This is a genomic window from Paenibacillus sp. NPDC058898 (assembly GCF_049316025.1).
GTDB lineage: Bacteria > Bacillota > Bacilli > Paenibacillales > Paenibacillaceae > Paenibacillus_AQ.
Window position 1 is genome coordinate 1 of record NZ_JBMOSM010000005.1, and the last position, 21,614, is coordinate 21,614.

The following is a 21,614-nucleotide window of genomic DNA, read 5'->3' on the forward strand; positions in this document are numbered from 1 at the left end:
CCCAAGTGACAGATTGCTCCGTCTTTCATTATTCCACAATGCTGTGAAATAAATCATCCGGTATTAGCTACCGTTTCCGGTAGTTATCCCAGTCTCGAGGGCAGGTTGCCTACGTGTTACTCACCCGTCCGCCGCTAACTCTCAGGAGTGCAAGCACTCCATCAAGTCCGCTCGACTTGCATGTATTAGGCACGCCGCCAGCGTTCGTCCTGAGCCAGGATCAAACTCTCCAATAAAGTTTGACTTGCTCATTTCAAAGCTAACGTATTAACGTTTGCTTGTATTACATTGACGTGATCCATTTGTTCAGTTTTCAAGGAACTTGTTGGCTGCTTTGCCGATCATCTTCAATCAGCAGCGCAGGTTTATATCTTATCAAGTATTTAACTTGATGTCAACACTTTTTTTCGACGCCGTTCGACAAGCTTCAAAAGATTCCGTCAAAAGCGACAGTCAGTAATATACCATGATACAAAAGATATAGCAAGCATTTTTATAAGAAAATATGTAAAGTTTCGCATAACATCGATCCTATCATGATTTATACCTTATAGAGATCGATATGTAACCCAGTCTGTCGGTGGCCTCTTCATAAATGTGCTTCATCATGGACCTCAAATTCACGAAGTATCATCTCGAAATGTAATTGATTTCCTATAAAAAAGGTTTTAAGGTTAGTTCATCGCTTTTTTAAAGCCCGACTACATCTAATAAGAAAGGAGTTCGCCGAATGGCAGACAAAAGCATCGCTCTCCAAAAGCCCAAAGATACTCCCAGTCCTGCTCACGGAGAAGCACATCAAGCCACCGTATATAAAATTCTGATCGCCATCAGTTTCGTACATTTGTTTAATGATTCGATTCAGTCCGTGATCCCTGCTATCTTTCCTATATTAAAGGATAATCTGCTGCTTACCTTTACTCAGATCGGTTGGATCTCCTTTGCTATCAACTTCACATCATCTATCATTCAGCCGGTTATCGGATACGCCGCGGATCGAAGGCCGACACCGATTCTGCTTCCGATCGGTATGTGTTTCACGTTTGCAGGCGTATTTATTCTTGCATATGCACATACATATCTCCTGGTTCTATTCGCGGTCGTTCTGATCGGATTAGGCTCGGCGACCTTCCACCCTGAGGGAATGCGGGTCGCTCATATGGCTGCAGGTATGCGAAAAGGGTTATCCCAATCGATCTTTCAAGTAGGGGGCAATGCCGGACAGTCACTTGCTCCGCTCCTGACAAGATACATTTTCGTACCATTCGGACAGTTTGGCGCGATCGGTTTTACCTTCGTTGCTGCGGCTGGTATCATCGTGCAATCCTATGTTGCCCATTGGTATCACGGTATGCTGAAGGCTGGTTACACATTTAAAAAGAAAGCTGCCGGGCGCATGCTCGACCCCGCCCGCCGCAAGAGCGTACGCAATGCAACGCTGGTGCTCGTCATTCTCGTGTTTATCCGCTCCTGGTATGGCGCAGCCATTAGCAGCTATTATGCCTTCTACCTCATGGATGCATACAAGATCACGATTGATAATGCTCAGATCTATATTTTTCTGTTTCTCGCTTCCGGAGCTGTGGGCACCTTCTTCGGCGGTCCACTGGCCGACCGCTTTGGCCGCCGCAATATGATCATGCTCTCCATGATCGGTACGGCACCCATTGCGTTGATTCTGCCGTTCGCCTCGCCATTCTGGGCGGCTGTATTGCTGCTCATCGGCGGATTTGTCCTATTATCCAGTTTCTCGGTTACCGTTGTATATGCCCAACTGCTGCATCCTGGCAATATCGGTACGGTATCCGGGCTGATCACCGGGTTTGCTTTTGGCATGGGCGGGATCGGTTCGCTTGTGCTCGGTAATCTCGGGGATGCTTGGGGAATCGGCAATGTCATGATCGCCATCGGCTTCCTGCCACTGCTTGGTCTGCTTGCCCTGCTTCTTCCCGGTGATGACAAGCTGGACCAGTGGGCGAGAGATTAATCGACATATAAAAAAGACACTCAGCGGTCGCACTTTGCGTGCATCTGGTGAGTGTTTTTTTATTTTATTTTTCTAACGAGTTTGATAAACCAGTATAGGAATATCCATGGAAGCACGTACTTCGTCAGCCACTCGATCGTTAAGCGGAGACCTTCCGTTCCCCCGTTGGACTGAATCAAGCCTTTTAATACCAAAATGATAAGAAACAACGGTAAGATCAATATGGGGATATAACCTAACCATTTTTTATTCTTCATCACTACCACCTCTCTGCCAAAAATATAGCACATCCGGTAAATTAAAAATCAAAATATTTATCTCATCAATAAAAAGGGAGCTATCCTGGTTTAAGAAAAACCATGGACAACTCCCCATTGCTTTAAACCCTTCTTATAAGTGAAATTCGACCCTGTCGAATTTAGATCTTGTTCAGATAATCAAGCAAACGGTACACAATCACGGATACCTGAGCCCGAGTGGAAGTTTCACCCGGTGCGAAGCGGTTGCCGTTCACTCCCTTCACCAGACCCTCGTTCACAGCAAAAGCTACGGCCGCACGTGCATCCTCCGAAATCAGATTCGTATCGTTGAATGACAAGGTGCCTGCGTCGGAATCAATCTTCAACGCTTCCGCAATCATGACTACCATGTCTTCACGGGTCAGCGGAGTCTTCGCTCCCGCTTCTTTGCTGCGTGTTTCCCAATCGATGCCTGTCTCGAAAATACGATCAAGCAGTGTAGCAAATTCGGCACGGGTCACCGCATTGTTTGGAGAGAAGCGACCTGCACCTGTACCGTTCGTGATATGCTGCGAGGCAGCAACCTCTATCTCATCCTTAGCCCAGTGGCTGACGATGTCGTTAAAGGTCACGTTATTCTCGGCAGCCACATAAGATCCTGGTACGTTAACACGGAACGTGATCGATCCACGCGCAGCCGATTGCAGCAATCCTGCGGATTGCAGGTCTCCTTTTTCCGTCTGCACGTAGGCACCTACCTTGCGCGCATCCTTCACTTTTGTTGGGTCATAGTTCAACGTCAGCAAAAGCGGATGTTTAAACTTGTCCCCGTGTTTGACCGAAATGATCGGGGATACAGCGTTCAAGCTGCCCGCGGCTCCCTCTTTGCTTGCAGCTACGGAAACCGCTAAGCTGAATCCGCTGCTCGTTGTGAAATCATCCAAGGCATCAGCAGGAACCGTCAGGCTAAATCCGTTACCTGCAATAACAAGCGGTTTGCCGGATGCTTTCAGTTTATCCACGGTAGCCTTACCGAGGGTAAGGGCTACATCGCTATATTTGCTGAAATCCAGCTTCGATACATCCAGCTTCACTTCTTTACCGTCTCCGGCAATTCCTGCTGTAACCGCTGCTTCCGACAGAGCGGCCGTTGCAGACTCGGTACCATCCGCATTTTTCTTCGTGGTTACTTTGGCATCACCTGATACTTCAGGAGCCGGAGTGGACGGAGTCCCTGTGGAACCGCCACCGGAGGACGATCCTCCTCCACCTCCGCCGCCGGATCCGCCACCCGGGTTACCTGGATCAGGGTTGCCTGGTCCGGGCGCGCCCGTCAGCTGCAAAGATACGGAAGCCTTTCCTTGAAGTCCTTGATGGTCTTTGACGGAAAGTTCGACAGTATAGTTGCCTGAAGACAAGCCGTCTAAGGCAATGTTAAAGGCACCATCCTGTTCGACATCAAAACGGCCTTCCTTCGCTACCGTTTTATTGGCTCTTTTAATCACATAAGTGGCATCCAGCCATTCGCTGACGTCAAAATCAATCGTCCATTCATCCCACATTGCTGGAGCAGCCGTTACATAGAGGTCATCGACCGTGCCGGTTAATGCGGGATTGTTCTTGCCGGAGATTTTGACATCAAGCTCGGTTTTGATCTCTGGTGCCGTTCTCTTCACGAAGAAAGGAATTGTGGCGTAATCAGAATAAATATTCCCATTAGTGCCGAGAGAGAGAAGCTCAACCGAGTACAAGCCGTCTTTGACCTCTTCTATTTCCTTGGATGAATAGTTGTGGTACTCCCCATCCCAGTCGAGTGTATATTCCGTATTAGCATTAAAGAGATACTCATCCGTACCAAAAATTTGCCCAATCACTCCATCTTGATCTGGTCCTGATTCTGGGTGAAGGCTATCATACAAATCTACGATGACGATTCCCATAGGATTATAGAATTCAAAACCTACACTCAGTTCACCCAGCTCTCCTTGTTCGTTCAGAGGGAAATGCGCCAGATAGTTCTCGGTCTCACTGTAAACCTTGGTATATTTGACACCGGTCATTTCCAGATTAAAGTAAGCTACATAGGGTACAGAGTAAGTACGAGTATCATTTTTGAAAATAATATACCCCTGCTGCTCTGAAACCCCGGATACACCTGCCGGAACTTGAAGCGTTACAACCAGTTCTTTCTCGCCACTTAAATCAAAAGAAGGTTGATCCACCGTAACAGCTACTCCAGGGGTAGATTGAGTTGTACTAACCTCAACCTCAAACTGACCACCAATGTCACCAATCTGCTCAACTTTTATTTTCTTCTGAACAGTTTGTGCGGTCGCTCCTGTAAAATTACCGAAGTTAATGCTTCCCGTAATATTATCCTGCTCTTTACTTGTTCCGTTCTCCTGATAAGAAGTTTTGTCCAGAACCTTCACCAGAGCCTCTGCCTGGATCGTATTGAGTGCTTGTACGCGCCCGGCCCCTTGATCCGTTACGTCGTAAGACTCGGTATTCAGTACTTTGGCATTGTTCATCAGTGCGACTTTGACATCGAATGGAGTCCAATCGTTGTGTTTCTCCAAAATGAGAGCTGCAAGCCCTGCCACATGCGGGGATGCCATACTAGTACCTGTTAAACGATCATAGGACTGACTGTAATCTGCATCTGCAATGTCCTTCCCGTATGCCGGAACGGATGACAAAATGCTTGTTCCTGGTGCTACCACGTCAGGCTTGATGTCAAGCGTCTTTTTAGCCGGGCCTCTGGAGCTGGAATCATTAATCTCATCGCCTGCGGTTCGGTTTTTAATAAAATCCGTGAAATTCACTTTCAGGTCCGGGTTGGCCTCGAGCAGCGATTTAATATATTCGCCGTCTTCTTTGCTCATACTAAAGGTTGGAATGAAGGCAAAACTGTCTCCAAGCAAAACGCCGATCGGACCAGGGTTCTGGTTGAATACGATGACACCCGTCGCGCCCGCTGCTTTCGCGTTGGCAATTTTATCGACAAAGGCGAGTTCGCCGCGTTTAATCAAAGCAATTTTACCTGTTACGTCTTTATCTGCGAAGTCCTCTGGCTTACCCAGATCCGCATAAACCAGTTCAAAATCTCCATCAAGGACGAATTCTGGGTCCTCAGCCAGGTTCCAAGCCATTAATTCAAGCTTATACGTAGCATCTACCACAGTAATCGGAGTGACATCGTCTGCCGGAGGCACTTCTACATCCTTGACAGATTCAACAGGCGCTTCATCCGTGACCGACTCCTCTTCTGCGCCATCTCCCGATTGAACTGGATTGGCATCCTGCTCCGTATCGACGGATGGTGCAGTTTCATCCATAGCGACCGTGTCATCAGTCATTGCTGCCTGGGCAGATTTATCGATTGGTGCGGCATCTTCAGTCGATGTTGGCCCAGATGCTTCATCTGCCTTTGCTCCTACATCCGTCTGCTTTTCAGGTGTGACAGATGGTGATGGTCCTTCTCCAAGCTCCAACGGACCCTCCTTGTTATTAATTGGCTCACCTGGCAATTCCGTATCCGTGAAAAAGTGCGATGTTGCCGCAATTTCGTCACTTGGACCTGTAGAGTTTCCTACCGTTATCGGAAAAGCCGCCGCCCCCGGCGATCCAACCGTCCAGCGGTTTGGTCCTGTATTTCCGCTTGCAACGACTGGCGTGACACCAGCCAGCGCAGCATTGTTGAGTGCTACGGATGTTACATAATCCGGGTCATTGCGGGAATTACCAAGCGAGAGGTTGATTACATCCATCCCATCCTGAACGGAACGGTCAATACCTCCCAGTACCCAGCTGGAATTACCGCTTCCGTACGGCCCAAGAACGCGGTAAGCATAGATATCCGCTTCGGGTGCAATACCCACGACTCCATATTCGCCAGCATCGCGGGCTCCGATCGTACCTGCTACGTGCGTTCCATGATCTGTCCAGTACGTATTCCCCCTGTCATCGACCTGCGGGGGATTGGAAGGATCGTTCTCCCAGTCGACTGGAGTAGTCTCATATGGATCATTATCATTGTCAACGAAGTCATATCCGCCCTTATAAGCATCTTTCAGGACAGGGTGAGCATAATCAATACCTGTATCAATAACGCCGACTTTAATGCCTTTACCTGTATATCCGAGATCCCATACTTCCGGAGCACCGATGAATGGCCCCGTATCTTTCATATATGGATTCACTTCGCCCTTCGGTCCAACCGTTACCTCCAGATCGGGATAAACGCCTAAAACGCCTGGAATATCAAGCAGCGCTTCAACCTTGCTGCCATCGATCTCCATTGACACCCCATTGAATGCGTAACTGTATTGGTTCGAAATTTCGTGTGATATATTCTTCGTGTTCAGGCTGCGAATAAAAGTCCGCTGCTCCAATTGGACCTGGGCTTCGACCTTCGCCTCTGCCGAAGAACTAAAAGATTGGCCCTGAATGGAGGATAGGCCTTTTGCCAAAGCCACTGGCTCAGTAGATAACTCTACGATGACTCTTGTTGGACCCCCAGCAGACTTCTGTAGACTTTGATCAAGCTTGGGAAACTCCGCTAGCTTAGCTCTCTGTTTTAGAATATCCTTTAACTGCCTTGCTTCATCGGCACTGAGCTGATTGCCCTGTTCGATCTGCCGTTCTGCCGGAGCGGCCCCAGCCGCTGGTGCAATCAATGATAGCATCAATATAAAACTTAGTAGTGCGGACCATAACTTTTTACTCAAGGCTTTGCCCCTCCCAAAAAATTAGATTTCTCAATCAATTCAGGGTCTGGGATGTCATCAGCATAACTGTGCTGCCTATCGATGGTATCCACTCCTTTCCGCATAAGACTGACCCGTGGTAAATTATTCGAGAATCTGAAATTAGATTCCTTCATCCTTTTCTGTATGTTTTTGTTAAATCCAGTCGATTGTATAGGAGGTTTTGACGAATGCCAGGAAACATCATAAATTCAAGGGAATTAAGGCTTACATAGGAGGTAAGGGGGGAGAAATGAAATCGAGGAAAAAGAAAAACCGAGACTATGAAATAGCCTCGGTTTCTAAGGGGTGTAACTGATTCTGCAAGATATATCCAGTCGATCCTATGATTCGTTCAGCAACCGCACAAACTCTTCTTCATCCTCCAGGATGTCGATGCCGAGCTGCTGGGCTTTGGTCAGCTTGCTGCCGGCTTTTTCGCCTGCAATGAGGAGGTTGGTTTTCTTGGACACACTGCCGGTGACTTTGGCACCGAGTGCTTCCAAGCGTTCGGTTGCCTCTTCGCGGGTCAGCAGATGGAGGGTGCCTGTCAGCACGACCGTTTTGCCGCTGAAGTAAGAATCGGTGCTGACCGGCTTCGGTGCTTCCGGTGCTTTCGCCTGGACACCCAGTGAGAGCATTTTCTGAATGCTCGCTTGCGCAAACGGATCCGCGAAGTATCCAGCGATACTTTCGGCCACGATGCCGCCTACGTCCGGCAGCTCGACCAGCTCTTCTGCAGTCGCTGCCATCACACGATCCAGATCACGGTAATGATCGGCCAGCATTTTGGTTGTGGATTTGCCGGTATTCGGTATACCCAGTGCAAAGAGGAATGATGCGAGATCCCGCTCCTTGCTCTTCTCGATGGCATCCAGCAGATTCTGGGCTTTTTTCTCACCGAAGCGCTCGAGCTTCAGCAAACTGTCAAAAGATAACGTATAAAGATCAGCCGGTTCCCGCACACCCAGTTCGTCGTATAACTGGATCGCGGTCTTGTCGCTGAACGTTTCAATGTCCATGGCATCCCTGGAAGCAAAATGCGTGATGCGGGCTACAATTTGCGGCTTGCACCCTGTCTTGTTATTGCAGAAAAGATGGGCGCCGCGCTGCTCCAGCGGAAATCCGCAGGATGGACACTGTTCCGGGAACAATATCTCTTCCCCATCCTGCTCCTCCGTTACTTTGCCGAGAATCTCGGGAATGACGTCATTCGAACGGCGAATAAAGACACGGGAGCCCAGCGCGAACTTAAGGTTCTTGCGCTCAATATCTCCGATATTGTTCAGCGTACAATTTTGCACGGTGACTCCAGCAAGCTCAACAGGCTCTACACGCGCTAATGGTGTGATTTTTCCGGTCCGCCCCACATTCCAGCTTACCGACTGCAGCACGGTCGTGGTTTCTTCCGCTTCGAATTTGTAAGCGACTGCCCAGCGCGGGAACTTGTCGGTATATCCAAGAGCCTCGCGGATGCGGAAATCAGTCACCTTCACCACCGCTCCGTCGATGAGATAATCGAGCTCGGAACGGCGTTTCTCGATATCGGCCAATTGCTCCATCACGTCATCAAACTGCTCAAAATAGAAAATGTACGGATTGACCTTGAGTCGGTTCTCTCGTAGGAAATCCATCATTTCCATGTGATCGGCAAAGGTGATTCCATCCGAATAACCTACATTATAGAAGTAGGCGTTCAGCTTACGCTCGGCCGTCACCTTCGGATTAAGATTGCGGAGTGCCCCTGCTGCGGCATTACGCGCGTTTTTGAGAGGCTCAGCCGCGGTTTGATTGTATTTGTCCAGCACGGACAGGTTCATGATGCCTTCGCCCTGTACTTCAATCGTGCCTTCTGTATACGGGATCGTCATCGGCACCGACTTGATGGTCTTCACCTGAGCCAAAATGCCTTCGCCAACCACACCGTTGCCCCGTGTCGACGCCTGAACCAGCTTACCATCCTGATAGGTCAGATTCAGCGTCAACCCGTCAAACTTCAGCTCCAGTGCATAACAAGGCGCCTTGAGAGGATTGCCGGGATTCTTCGTATTGTAGTCATTGACCAGCCTGACGACGCGATCGTGCCAGGTACGGAGCTGCTCGATGTTCTGAGCCTTATCAAGGCTCCATAACGGAGCCAAATGGCGATGCGGGGCAAAACCTTTCAGAATCTCCCCACCCACCCGCTGGGTCGGAGAATCCGGAAGCGTCACTCCGGTCTCTGCCTCCAACGCTACCAGCTGGTCGTACAGGGCGTCATACTCCTTGTCGCTTACAAGCGGCTGATCCAGCGTGTAGTAATGGTAATTGTAATTGTTCAGCTCCGCAATGAGCTTCTCCATCTTTTCCTTGAAATCCATGCAGGGGCAATCCTCCTTCAATAATATAAGTTCTATCCCTTATTCCACCTTCGTAATCGGCGCGAAGCCGGCAAGCAGACGTTTCACACCCACAGGCGCCGGGAATGCAATCTGCAATTCCATGTCGTTGCCACTACCTTTGACCGCTACAATCGTACCGGTTCCCCATTTGCCATGGGCTACTTTGTCACCAGCTTTGAAATCGCCGTTGTCCGAAGAAGCTGCCGAACGAGATGGCGCACCGGTTGTCATGGTCACCCGGCTCTTCGGTGCGGCTTGCGCGGAAGCGGTCGATCCGCCAAGGGAGAGGTCATTGGTACGGCCGCCGCCAAAGTTGCTGCCTCCACCACCGCTGAAACCGCGTCCTGCATAAGATCCGCCCACATTGCTACCGCCGCCGCGGCGGTATCGGTCATGCGCCATCTGGGTATCTTCCTTCAGTTCTTCCGGAATCTCCTCCAGGAATCGCGAAGGCATGTTCGCCGTCGTGCGGCCAAATAGCGTACGCATGCGCGCACAGGACAGGAATAACTGCTTCTCCGCACGCGTGATCCCTACATAAGCAAGCCGGCGCTCCTCTTCCAGCTCTTCGTTATCCATAAAGGCACGGCTGTGCGGGAATACCCCTTCCTCCATGCCGATGATGAATACGACCGGGAACTCCAAGCCTTTGGCACTGTGCATGGTCATGAGCACGACAGCATCGTCGCGATCTTCTTCGTCATCGTTCATCGAGTCGATGTCCGCAATCAAGGCAAGATCCGTGAGGAAGGAGATGAGCGACTTATCCTCGTTGTTCTTCTCGAACTCTTGCGTAACCGACAGGAACTCGTCGATGTTCTCAAGGCGGGATCTGGATTCGATCGTATTCTCGTTTTGCAGCTCGAGACGGTACTCGGACATCTCCAGTATTTTTTCCGTAAGCTCGGTGACCGACAGAAACTCGACCATTCGGCTGAGCGCGGCAATCATGTCGTAGAAACCCACTAGCGCATTGCGCGTCCGTCCGGCGAAGCCGAGGTCGTCCACGATTTCCAGAACGCGGAAGATCGAGATGCCCCGCTCTGCGGCCGCAGCAGCCAGCTTCGCGACGGTTGTGTCGCCGATGCTTCTTTTTGGCACATTAATGATCCGCGTTAAACTAATATCGTCGTCCGGGTTGGAAATCAGGCGAAGGTAAGCAAGCATGTCCTTAATCTCTTTGCGATCATAGAACTTGATGCCCCCGACGATCTGGTACGGGATGTCCGACTTGATCAGAATTTCCTCGATCACCCGGGACTGCGCATTGGTCCGATACAGAATCGCGTGGTCCTGATAACTCTTGCCGGCGTTAATGCTCTTGCTAATTTCCGAGGTAACAAAATACCCCTCATCATGCTCCGTATCCCCGCGGAACACCTTAATCTTCGGTCCTTCACCTTGCTCGGTCCACAGATTCTTCGGTTTGCGGCCAGTGTTCAGGCCAATAACATTGTTGGCAGCGTTCAAAATGTTCGCTGTAGAACGGTAATTCTGCTCGAGCAGAATCGTCCGCGCCTCGGGATAATCCTGCTCAAAATTCAGGATGTTCGTGATATCCGCGCCACGCCAGCGGTAGATCGACTGATCGCTGTCCCCGACGACGCAGATGCGGTGATGGCTGTCCGCCAGCATACGGCAGAGCATGTACTGCGCCCGGTTGGTATCCTGATATTCATCCACGTGGATGTACTGGAATTTGCGCTGGTAGAAATCGAGAACCTCCGGCACTTCCTTAAACAGCTGAATCGTGGTCATGATCAGATCGTCAAAATCAAGCGAATTGTTGCTCTTCAAGCGCTTCTGGTATTCGGTATATACCTTGGCTACAAGGGATTCAAAATAGTCTCCGGCTTTCTGTTCATACTGCTGCGGGGAAATCAGCTCATTCTTAGCGGCGCTCATGGCCGCTTGAATCGCCTTCGGCTCGAATTTCTTCGTATCGATATTGTGATGCTTCATTACGTTCCGAATAACCGACAGCTGATCCGTCGAGTCCAGAATACTGAAATTCGAGGTGAAACCAATCCGTTCAATGTCTCTACGCAAAATCCGCACGCACATCGAGTGGAACGTCGATACCCAGATGTCCTGGCCTTCGCGGCCAACCAGCTTGGATACCCGCTCCTGCATCTCGCGGGCTGCTTTATTCGTAAATGTAATCGCAAGGATGCTCCATGGTGCAGCTTTGCGAGTGGCGATCAAGTAACCGATCCGGTGCGTCAGCACCCGCGTCTTACCGGAGCCGGCACCCGCCATAATGAGCAGCGGTCCGTCGGTTGCTTCAACGGCTTGACGCTGCTGTGGATTCAGACGACTGACGGCGTCGTGTATATCAATGGAATGCATAGTATTGCCTCCTAATAGGTGTAGATTTGATAAGGGAGAAACTTGGGTAACGATCATAATCGAAAAATGAGATAGGGTCTAGCAGATAGATAAAATTAAAAGAGAATGAATATGAATATAGATTACGACGTATCTGTATCTAGGACACTGTGAGTTCTGCGTTGCTTAGATGGAAAAGTAACTATTATAGAATTGAGGTTAGCGTAAAGCGTCTCAACATTTTTTAGCAGATCATATAACCGAGACCAGTCAGCCCTTCACGGCCTTAACCGTCTCGAGCGCCTGCTCCAGATGATCATACACAATGTTGCCTACAACGATCGTATCAGAGATAGCTGCTGCCTCCGACGCTTGCTGGGCGTTCGTTATTCCGCCACCGTAGAACAAACGGGCGTTATCCAGCGATCTGCGCACTGTGCGGACAGTTTCCATATCACCAAAGGCGCCGCTGTATTCCAAATACACAATCGGAAGATTCATCAGCTTGTCCGCAATCTGCGCATAAGCAGCGGCTCCGCTCGCATCAATCGAAGTCTCTGCTCCGGTCAACTTCGCCACCGCGGCGTTCTCGTTCAACACGATATATCCTTCGGTCACAACCAGATCCCACGGTATCATATACCCGTAGCGTTCGATTCCTTCGCGATGCCGGCCCATGATCCAGGTTGGATCCTGCGTATTCATGACCATCGGAACCATATATAGATCAAATCCGGGTACAACGGCTTCCAGATCGGATACTTCCTGCACGCACGGCAGCTCGTAACGCCTAATTCGGGACAGCAGATCCACGGTATTTTCATAAGTGACTCCGGTTGAGCCTCCGACCATAATGGCATCGGTTCCTGACAAACATACCACATCAAGGGTCTCGTCATCGATCTCCTTGTCGGGGTCCAGCTTAAACACATGCCTCCAGGATTGTATCATCTCTTTCAAGCGTCATTCCTCCACGTTCACGGGTTACTATTATACTAAAATAAGTCTATGCTAGCACGGTAAGCAAGTCAATTTATGTTCGCATAAAATACGAACATTTTTTTGGTAATTGTCATTTATCCGTTCAGTCGATATCCGAACCGGGCCGCTGGAAAGGGATTTGGGCTGATACTTCGCTAAGACAAGTGTCTATCGACGTACAATTCCAGACCGCACGACGTCACCACCCCAGACCGCATTTAGATGGTGGTTTTCTTGTGATATCAGGAGGCCATGCTTCGAAATTTATACTTTCTCATATTATGAAAAAGCCCGCGTCTCTTCTGAGACAACGGACTTCGATGATCAGCATTACTATATATGAAGAATAGCCTATTCCTTAGACGGGCGTTGCAACATGAAGCAAGCCATGTAAAACACCCTATGCCAGTCACTTTTTAATGGTGTATCTCAAACTTTTCTGCTCCAGCTCGGGCTCTGTCAGCAGGTCCGAGTAAACGCCGTACACGCCCCATTTTTCATAATTATTCACGGTCGTGGTGTCATTAATGGTGTGGACATAGGTCACGGCACCCGCTTGCCTCAGCTTGGCTACAAAATTCGGGCTGACCTTGTACTCCGGCATGGTAACGGCGTCAATGTTGTTCTCCTGCACGAAAGCCGTGATCTCGGCAGGTGAATCCTGCGTGGCATACAGCGTATAGATAATTGACTCAAACGGATAGATGTCCAGAACCATATCGAGCATGGGCTCATTATAAATTTGGATGACCACCCGATCCAGAAGTTCCGGGTCCCGCTCATTAGCAGCGTTTACAATCTCCGTGAACAGGTATTGAATATCCTGATCCTCCTGCTCCTTCGTGTCTGTCACGATGTAGATATCGGGGTGACGCTCCATCATATTCATGATCCCCTCAATATCCATCGGTTGGTATTGCTCCAAAATCGGTGTATTAATGAATTCCTCATGGCTCAGACGGGCTGCCTGCTTATCGTCCGGGAGTTTTTCCTTCTGGCCTAGCTGCTGTGTCATGCTCTCCGTCCACTCATGCCTGGCGACGACTTTACGGTCCTCCGTCAGCATCAAATCAATCTCGAATACCCGAGTGCCTTTCTCGTAGTTAACGACCATGGCTTCATAAGCGTTTGTATAGGGCTGTTCACCGATACTCCCCATGGCGTGCGCAATCAGGCGATAGGCCGCGAATCCTTGCGGTTCTTCCTCATCCATCTCAAGATGAGTCTGAAGCAGTGTCATAATGGCGGAAAATAATAGAAGGACAGCTGCGATCCGTTTCATGGTATCCCCACCCTTTGCATCGTTCATCGCTGTTGCTAAGTAAATACCCGGTTGAAGGGTGGGCCAAACAAAAAACCGCCACTCGGCTGCTGCCAAATGACGGAATGATTTTATGGATACTGCTGATCACTAGCTTTTGGCCTTCAAAAGATGAATATACCATTTCAATCCCGCGTTGTGGTTAAACACGCTGACTTTATCCACGATATCAAATAATCCGCAGCTTTCAATCTCGCTAATCTTATGTTCTACCATGAGATAATCAGAATCTTGGGTGTTCTTGTGTGAATATAGAGAAGAGATGATGACGCCATCTGGGGTCAGGTAACGCGCATATTCTAGCAGTTTGTTCGGGGTGTTGGGCACGTACTGCAATGACTCATTAAACACAATGACGTTGTAACGCTTATGAGGAACATAATGATTGATGTCCGCGCGCTGGAATAGGTTCCTTGATGTTTTGCTGGATGCGATTTTGATCGCTTCTTCGGACAGGTCGACACCCGTGTAATTCAACTGTTCAACATCAAGGAGCATGTCATACAATATCCCGGCCCCGCATCCCATATCCAGAATGCCCTCGTCCCCAATAAACTTTCTTATGTAACCGTACACGACCGAGTATCTGGCATATTCCGTGATGTCCGATAAATAATCCCACATGTTGGATCTATACTCTTCGTCCCATTGCTGTTGATTACTTTCAATGAAATCCTGAACCTTGGCGTGTTCCATTTCGATTCCTCCCCATATTGAATGTTAACTCCCATCTGGCAAATGAAGTGACAACATGAAAACAAGGTCATTTGAAAAACATTAGCTTAGTGCTCACAAAGAAAATCAAGAATTGGATCATCCTTGCGTACTAACGATCCTACATATGGACCACTGAAGACATTGACGAGTCTCTTATTTCATTATAATAGTATTATAGTTATATATTGTAAATGTATCCGATTGACTATTGTACGATGTGGTGCACATGCATGTCTCTGGCTTGATGAATGGATCAAATGTCCGAAATTAATTCTCTGATACGCCACAGCCTTACAAGAAGCGACAGCATTCGATATCTTTCTGCGTGAGTCGGGACCTGGGGAGCATATAAACGTCTGGGACAGGTACGCAAACAAAAAAACGCCATCTGGCTCATGCCAAATGACGTTAACATCGATTATGATCAGTATGCGTTCTTGAATCCGTTGCGGATCGTGCGCAGAATGATTTTGATATCAAACAGAATGGACCAATTCTCAATGTAGAAAATATCGTGTTTGATCCGTTCCTCAATCGAAGTATCCCCACGCAGGCCGTTGCTCTGCGCCCATCCCGTGATGCCCGGGCGTACGTGGTGTTTCACCATGTACTTTGGAATTTCCTCTTTGAACTGTTCAACATAATAAGGTCGCTCCGGCCTAGGGCCTACCACGCTCATATGACCAAACAGGACATTGAAGAACTGAGGCAGCTCATCCAGACTGGTCTTCCGAAGAAAAGAGCCGAACTTGGTGCGGCGCGGATCATTTTCCACGGTCCAGCCCGTATCCGATGCCCCCTCCGGGAGCGGCTTCATGGAGCGGAATTTATACATATAAAAGTTTCTGCGGTTCAGCCCAACACGCTCCTGCTTGAAAATGACAGGGCCTGGGGAAGTCAAACGAATCCCTAGGTAAATCCCGATCATCACCGGCAGGGTCAGAATAATCGCCACTAAGGCGAATACAATATCAAACGCTCGCTTGAACAGCCGGTTTGCCGCTAGATCCAGCGGGATATCGCGCACGTTGATCATCGGCATTCCCGCAAAGTTATCAAACACCGGCCGTGCCGGGAGGTAATCGAAAAAGTCCGGGATAATCAGCGTCCGAACACCGGCTTTTTCACAAGCGGCAATGATCTCTGGGTACTTGTGGTGCGCATTTAGCGGAAGTGCTAGTACGACCTCATCAACGAGCTTTTCGTTTAGCACCTTATGCAGATCGCTGACCGAACCCAGAATGGGTTTAAGCCGTCTGGCTTCGATCTCGTCCCACTGCTGGTAATCATCCAGGAAACCGATGACTTCATACCCTAGCTCCGGGTATTGCTTCAGATTTTTGAAAAATTTCTTGCCCAGCGTACCTGCACCCACGATGAGCACGAATTGGCGATTGTAGCCTTTTTCCCGAAAATGTTTTAGGGATTTCTTTAGGAAATAACGGTATAGGATAATGAAGGCTACGTTTAGAATCATGTAGATGGCAAGATACCAACGAGAGATATTCACCTCTTTGACAAAGAACATGATACTTAATAGAATGAACATCCCGATAAGATGAGTCTGAAAGATTTTCATGAACTCGTCGGCGAAGCGCTTTTTCCGCTTTGGTGAGTATAAGGAAATCATGATACCAACAGCCAAGGCTACTGCACCATAAACTAGACTCCACAAAGTATAGGTTTCAAGAGGGAGCGGTTCTTCGTACGGAAACCAGCTGCTCTCAAACTTGATCCACCATGCAAACAAGAATGCCAGTTGGATAAAAGCAAAATCAGTGATCATATATAATTTAGTCAGGAAACCCTGATTTTTACGGATCATGATTTCACCTCCACTCCACCTGAAGATTGCGTTATGGTTGCTGGACGAATGGGCTTAAGCCGGTTCGTGAGCAGGGACAGGAGCAATTTTAAACCAACGCCCGCATACACGGCTCCATTAACGAATATGTTATATTTCTGCCGGTAATGCTTCCGATGAAAAAGAATCATCGCCCGATGGAACTCATAAATGATCTTGAACGGCCGACGCCGAGCGCTACCGCCTTTATAATGGATAATCGTCGTCCGGGGATAATAGTGAATTCCCCATCCCGCCTGCTTGATGCGGTAACACCAGTCAATATCTTCCCCGTACATAAAAAACGTTTCGTCCAGCCCGCCTACCTGCTCGATCGTCTCGCGGCGTACCAGCATGAACGCACCAACCAAACAATCCACCGGATACTCTACGTCCGGATTCAAATATCCCAGCTGATACTGGTTAAACACCGGCTTGTTCGGGAACAGCTTGCTGAGCCCAAAAGCATAATGAAAAGAAGCTGAAGGTGTTGGGAATCCTCTTTTGCAGGCCTTATCCAGCGAACCGTCCGGAAGGACAATTTTACAGCCAGAAGCACCAATGATCGGATTATAGTCCATAAAAGCGACCATCGTCTCGATCGTATCCTGCTGGATAATCGTGTCGGAATTTAGCAGCAGCATATAGCGACCTTCCGCCACTTCCATCCCCTGATTGTTGGCTTTAGCAAAGCCGGTATTCTCCGTGTTCTGGATCAGCTTGACCTGCGGAAATAACTCCCGAATGGTCTGAACCGACTCGTCCTTCGAGTTGTTATCTATCAAAATGACTTCATATGTATACTGCGTCTCTGATGCAAACACAGATCGCAAACAGTCCACCGTCAGCTGACAGGTATTGTAGTTCACGATTAAAATGCTTAAATCCATTGCATAACGTCTCCTGACAAATATAGTAATCTATCGACATTATAGCATAGTTCAAAGGGAAAGAAGGAATATCAAGGAATAAGTTGCTTTATGTTATTCAACCTCATATAAACCCGATCAAAATAAAGAACTTAAACAACAAACTCTCTGCTTTGGATTGTCTGTACAATTTGCTCTTACGCGTATAATGTAGCCTGTCTACGAATCTTGTGCGAGATGCAAGAAATAAAACCAGCTGCTCTTTCTGAACGCCAGTCAATCGTGATCCATAGATTCGATTAAACTCGCTCGCTTGTTTATGCAACAAGTCTTTACCCGTATGTCTTTTAAAACTGGCCCATTTGCTCTTTAACTTACCTGCGAGGGAGTTGCTGCCTCCTACCACATTGTTCCTGTGCTGACGGTATAACATGGACGGCGTGTTATCGTAGATTACAGTTCCAAATGCCGAAACGAGCAAATAGAACCACCAATCATGCATAAGAACCTTTTGACTGTCCACCGATTTACTATGCATAAAAAGGTTTCTTGCTGATTGATTCATCGTGATCGTCGCGCCAATGGCGATATTCTCGTATAATGCATTGAAAAAAGATGGCTCCCGAGTAGGAGGCTTAGGCCATGTACCTTTCCGGTTTAACTCGTCATCGGTAAGGTAGGTCGATGTAAATACCATCGCCGGTACTTCTGTATGTATAGAGGAATTCAAGCGTGCGATAGCATGTTCTACCTTATGATCAAGCCACACATCATCCTGGTCGCAAAAACAGTAGTAATCAACTTCAGTGTCTGCAGCACGCAGCAGTTCAAAGAAGCTGGACACAACGCCAACATTCGGTCCTTTAATAAGCTTTATCTGATCTGGGTGTATCTTTATCAGTTGTTCGAGAACTTGAACTGTTTGATCCGTGGAACCATCGTCTCGTATCAAAATCGAGATGAAGGGGTGTGTCTGGTTGAGAATGCTCTGGATTTGTTCGGATATATACTTTTCACCGTTATAGGTGGATAGTAATACTTGCACTTTATTCATAATGGGAGAACCTCCGAAAAACTCATGATATCAATTATCTCGCAGACCCAATACAGCTTAAAGGTACGATGAAGAAAGAAGCTAGCTAAAAAAGGCCTGATCATACAGATCAGGCCTTTCGAGTCGCTGTAATTATTTTAAGTATAGTTCAGGATGCTGCTTCATATCCAGCATAAACTGCTTCAGCCCTTCACGCCAATGTGGCAAATCCTCAAATTGGTTTAGACGGATAGCCAGGTGATCCATCGTTGAATTGGCCGGACGTGGGGCTGGTCGTGGAAATTCTGCCGTCGAGCAAGGCTGCAATTCAGCGGTTATGGTAAGTCCCAATTGTTTACGAGCCTCTTCAAAAATGGCGCTAGTAAACTCATACCAAGTACAAGAACCACTGTTGGAGGCATGATATATACCGTATTTTTCAGTGGAAATTAAGTTTATCAAGAACTGCGCCAGATCTACCGTGTAGGTGGGCGAACCTTTTTGGTCGTTAACCACCTTTAACAGCGGTTTTTCTTGTCCTAGACGAAGCATCGTTTTCACGAAATTGTTGCCATGTAGACCAAACAACCATGAAGTTCTTACTATAAACCACTTGCTGGAGAAATTCCGAATCATTTTCTCGCCTTCCAACTTGGATCGACCATATATCGTTTGCGGATCGGTGTCGTCATACTCAACATAAGGCGCCTCACTAGTACCACCAAAAACATAATCCGTGCTTATATAGACTACTGTGGCACCAATCTTTTCGGCGGCTAAAGCAATATTCCTTGTACCTATGGCATTCACAAGATAAGCACCATCTGGATCACTTTCGGCTGTATCCACGGCTGTATAAGCTGCACAATGGATAATAATATCCGGATCATGAGCAGAAATAACCTGACCGCATTGCTCCATGCTGGTAATTTCCAGCTCTGCTCTCCCACAGCCAATAACCTCATGTCCGGCTTCACCAAAAACATGCGTTACATCCCGCCCCAACTGACCGTTTGCTCCGGTTACGAGTACCTTCATTCAACTTCACCCAAACGCTTGCCGTACTGCTGAGTCATGTATTCCCGATAGGCACCGGACTGGATGCGTGTCCACCAATCCTTATGGTTCAAATACCATTGAATCGTTTCCTTAATGCCTGTCTCGAAATTATGCTTTGACTTCCAGCCCAGCTCATTCGTGATTTTTGTAGGATCAATACCATATCGGCGATCATGACCTGGACGATCCGCTATATATGTGATCAAGGACTCCGGCTTCCCGAGTTCTTCCAGAATCGTTTTTACGATATGCAGATTGGTCCGCTCGTTGTTGCCCCCAATGTTATAGACCTCGCCTAATTTCCCCTGATGAATAACAAGATCGATCGCATTACAATGATCCTCCACATAGAGCCAATCACGGATATTCAATCCGTCGCCATATACAGGCAGGGATTCATCATTTAGAGCCCGAGAAATAATAAGGGGAATCAGCTTCTCAGGAAATTGGTATGGACCGTAATTATTCGAGCAACGGGTAATGTTGACCGGGAGACCAAAGGTCTCATGATAAGCTCTTACAAGCAGATCCCCACCTGCCTTGCTGGCTGAATAAGGACTGTTCGGAGCAAGTGGTGTCATTTCAGAAAACAGCCCCGTCTCACCTAAAGAACCGTACACTTCATCCGTGGAAACTTGAATAAATTTGGTCACGCCATATTTCTTGGCTGCATCCAGAAGAACCTGCGTACCCAGCACATTGGTGTTCACGAAGATTTCTGGTTCCAAAATGCTTCGGTCCACGTGTGATTCTGCTGCGAAGTTAACCACCACGTCGATGCCCTGTTGGAAAATAGCATCTACTGCTGTTTTGTCAGCAATATCTGCTTGAACGAACGAGTAGTTTGCCTGACCCTCCATCGATTTTAAGTTTTCTAGATTTCCTGCATACGTAAGTGCGTCCATATTCACGATCTGATAATTCGGATGCTGCTGCAGCATATATAAAACAAAGTTACTGCCTATAAAACCGGCACCGCCGGTGATAAGAAGTTTCACGAAAAAACCTCCATTAACATGCCAACTTATTTATTGAGTCTACATAAGATATGCGTCTCAATTATAATTGGTGCCACGTAACAGAGGTATTTAGCCTATTAAATTTCTTAAGATCACATTAATTCTATCTACTCTCCAGCTGCTCCAACCAAGATTCATTAGACAAATACCATTGTACCGTTTGTTTTATACCTGTTTCAAAAACATATTTTGGCTGCCAACCAAGTTCTTTTCTTATTTTTGTTGCATCTATTGCGTACCGTCTATCATGACCAAGTCTATCAGTTACAAAGGATATTAACTCCTGGGATTTACCAAGTTCTTTTAGAATTGTGTTTACAATTTGCAGATTTGTCCTCTCATTATTTCCACCAATGTTGTAAACTTCCCCAGCCTTCCCTTCATGCAATACTAAATCTATCGCACTACAATGATCCTCGACATGCAACCAATCTCGTATATTTAAACCATCCCCATAAACAGGTATTTTTTCATCCCTTAATGCCTTAGTGAAAACAAGGGGGATTAACTTTTCAGGAAACTGATATGCACCATAATTATTCGAACAACGAGTTATACATACTGGAAATTGATAAGTTTCAAAATAGGCTCTGGCTAACATATCTCCCCCAGCCTTACTTGCAGAATATGGGCTGTTGGGGGAAAGTGGAGTAGACTCTGCGAACAATCCCTCAGCACCTAAACTGCCATAAACCTCGTCTGTGGATACTTGAACATATTTACTTATACCGAATTTTTTTGAGGCTTCAAGCAATACCTGAGTACCTAGAACGTTAGTCTTTACAAATATCTCCGGGTTAGCAATACTTCGATCGACGTGAGACTCCGCAGCGAAATTGACAACATAATCAATCCCCGTGGATAGGATTCGTTCGATAGCTGCTGTATCTGCAATATCTGCTTGAATAAAAGAATACCTTGGATTATCATGAACATTTTTTAAATTGTTAATATTACCAGCATATGTTAGGCTATCGACATTAACTATTTCATAGTTTGTATACTTATTAAGAATGTGAATGATAAAATTGCTACCAATAAATCCAGCGCCACCAGTCACTAATATTTTCAATTCATATCAACTCTTTC

The 21,614-nt window shown here is 47.5% G+C and carries 14 protein-coding genes and 1 rRNA gene; 1 reads left to right on the forward strand and 14 read right to left on the reverse strand.

Going from position 1 to position 21,614, the window contains the following annotated elements:
• A 16S ribosomal RNA gene (locus ACOZB4_RS14985) occupies positions 1-236 on the reverse strand; the annotation flags it as partial.
• Between the two features lie 494 nt (positions 237-730).
• Here ACOZB4_RS14985 and ACOZB4_RS14990 point away from each other — a divergent pair.
• Positions 731-1,987, forward strand: coding sequence for an MFS transporter (locus ACOZB4_RS14990; protein ID WP_076326485.1), 1,257 nt, complete (start codon positions 731-733; stop codon positions 1,985-1,987).
• A gap of 59 nt (positions 1,988-2,046) precedes the next feature.
• Here ACOZB4_RS14990 and ACOZB4_RS14995 read toward each other — a convergent pair whose 3' ends face one another.
• The 13 genes from ACOZB4_RS14995 to rfbB (ACOZB4_RS15055) form a co-directional block, all read right to left on the reverse strand.
• Positions 2,047-2,244, reverse strand: a complete 198-nt coding sequence (locus tag ACOZB4_RS14995) for a hypothetical protein (protein ID WP_379414330.1) — start codon at positions 2,242-2,244, stop codon at positions 2,047-2,049.
• Positions 2,245-2,405: 161 nt separating this feature from the next.
• Positions 2,406-6,956 carry a S8 family serine peptidase gene (locus ACOZB4_RS15000; protein WP_379414331.1) on the reverse strand — a complete coding sequence of 1,517 codons (4,551 nt, stop codon included), beginning with the start codon at positions 6,954-6,956 and terminating at the stop codon, positions 2,406-2,408.
• Positions 6,957-7,318: 362 nt separating this feature from the next.
• On the reverse strand, positions 7,319-9,334 hold the full coding sequence (ligA, locus tag ACOZB4_RS15005; RefSeq protein WP_379414332.1) for an NAD-dependent DNA ligase LigA: 2,016 nt from the start codon (positions 9,332-9,334) through the stop codon (positions 7,319-7,321).
• A 39-nt stretch (positions 9,335-9,373) separates the two neighbouring features.
• Positions 9,374-11,704 carry a DNA helicase PcrA gene (gene pcrA / locus ACOZB4_RS15010; protein ID WP_379414333.1) on the reverse strand — a complete coding sequence of 777 codons (2,331 nt, stop codon included), beginning with the start codon at positions 11,702-11,704 and terminating at the stop codon, positions 9,374-9,376.
• 249 nt (positions 11,705-11,953) lie between these two features.
• Positions 11,954-12,643, reverse strand: coding sequence for a heptaprenylglyceryl phosphate synthase (locus ACOZB4_RS15015; protein WP_379414334.1), 690 nt, complete (start codon positions 12,641-12,643; stop codon positions 11,954-11,956).
• Positions 12,644-13,073: 430 nt separating this feature from the next.
• Positions 13,074-13,946, reverse strand: coding sequence for a phosphatidylinositol-specific phospholipase C/glycerophosphodiester phosphodiesterase family protein (locus ACOZB4_RS15020; protein WP_379414335.1), 873 nt, complete (start codon positions 13,944-13,946; stop codon positions 13,074-13,076).
• Positions 13,947-14,075: 129 nt separating this feature from the next.
• Positions 14,076-14,681, reverse strand: coding sequence for a class I SAM-dependent methyltransferase (locus ACOZB4_RS15025; protein WP_379414336.1), 606 nt, complete (start codon positions 14,679-14,681; stop codon positions 14,076-14,078).
• Between the two features lie 445 nt (positions 14,682-15,126).
• Positions 15,127-16,527, reverse strand: coding sequence for an undecaprenyl-phosphate glucose phosphotransferase (locus tag ACOZB4_RS15030; protein ID WP_379414337.1), 1,401 nt, complete (start codon positions 16,525-16,527; stop codon positions 15,127-15,129).
• On the reverse strand, positions 16,524-17,435 hold the full coding sequence (locus ACOZB4_RS15035) for a glycosyltransferase family 2 protein (RefSeq protein WP_379414338.1): 912 nt from the start codon (positions 17,433-17,435) through the stop codon (positions 16,524-16,526). Before ACOZB4_RS15035 ends, ACOZB4_RS15030 begins: the two co-directional genes overlap by 4 nt.
• 103 nt (positions 17,436-17,538) lie before the next feature.
• Entirely contained in the window at positions 17,539-18,468 is a 930-nt protein-coding gene (locus ACOZB4_RS15040) for a glycosyltransferase family 2 protein (protein ID WP_379414339.1), read from the reverse strand.
• Positions 18,469-18,600: 132 nt separating this feature from the next.
• Positions 18,601-19,485 carry a dTDP-4-dehydrorhamnose reductase gene (gene rfbD, locus ACOZB4_RS15045; protein ID WP_379414340.1) on the reverse strand — a complete coding sequence of 295 codons (885 nt, stop codon included), beginning with the start codon at positions 19,483-19,485 and terminating at the stop codon, positions 18,601-18,603.
• A complete protein-coding gene (gene rfbB / locus ACOZB4_RS15050; RefSeq protein ID WP_379414341.1) occupies positions 19,482-20,504 on the reverse strand; it encodes a dTDP-glucose 4,6-dehydratase in 1,023 nt (340 codons plus the stop codon). Before rfbB (ACOZB4_RS15050) ends, rfbD begins: the two co-directional genes overlap by 4 nt.
• Before the next feature lie 124 nt (positions 20,505-20,628).
• Positions 20,629-21,597: a dTDP-glucose 4,6-dehydratase gene (gene rfbB / locus ACOZB4_RS15055; protein WP_379414342.1), complete on the reverse strand. Its 969-nt coding sequence runs from the start codon at positions 21,595-21,597 to the stop codon at positions 20,629-20,631.
• Positions 21,598-21,614 lie beyond the last annotated feature (17 nt).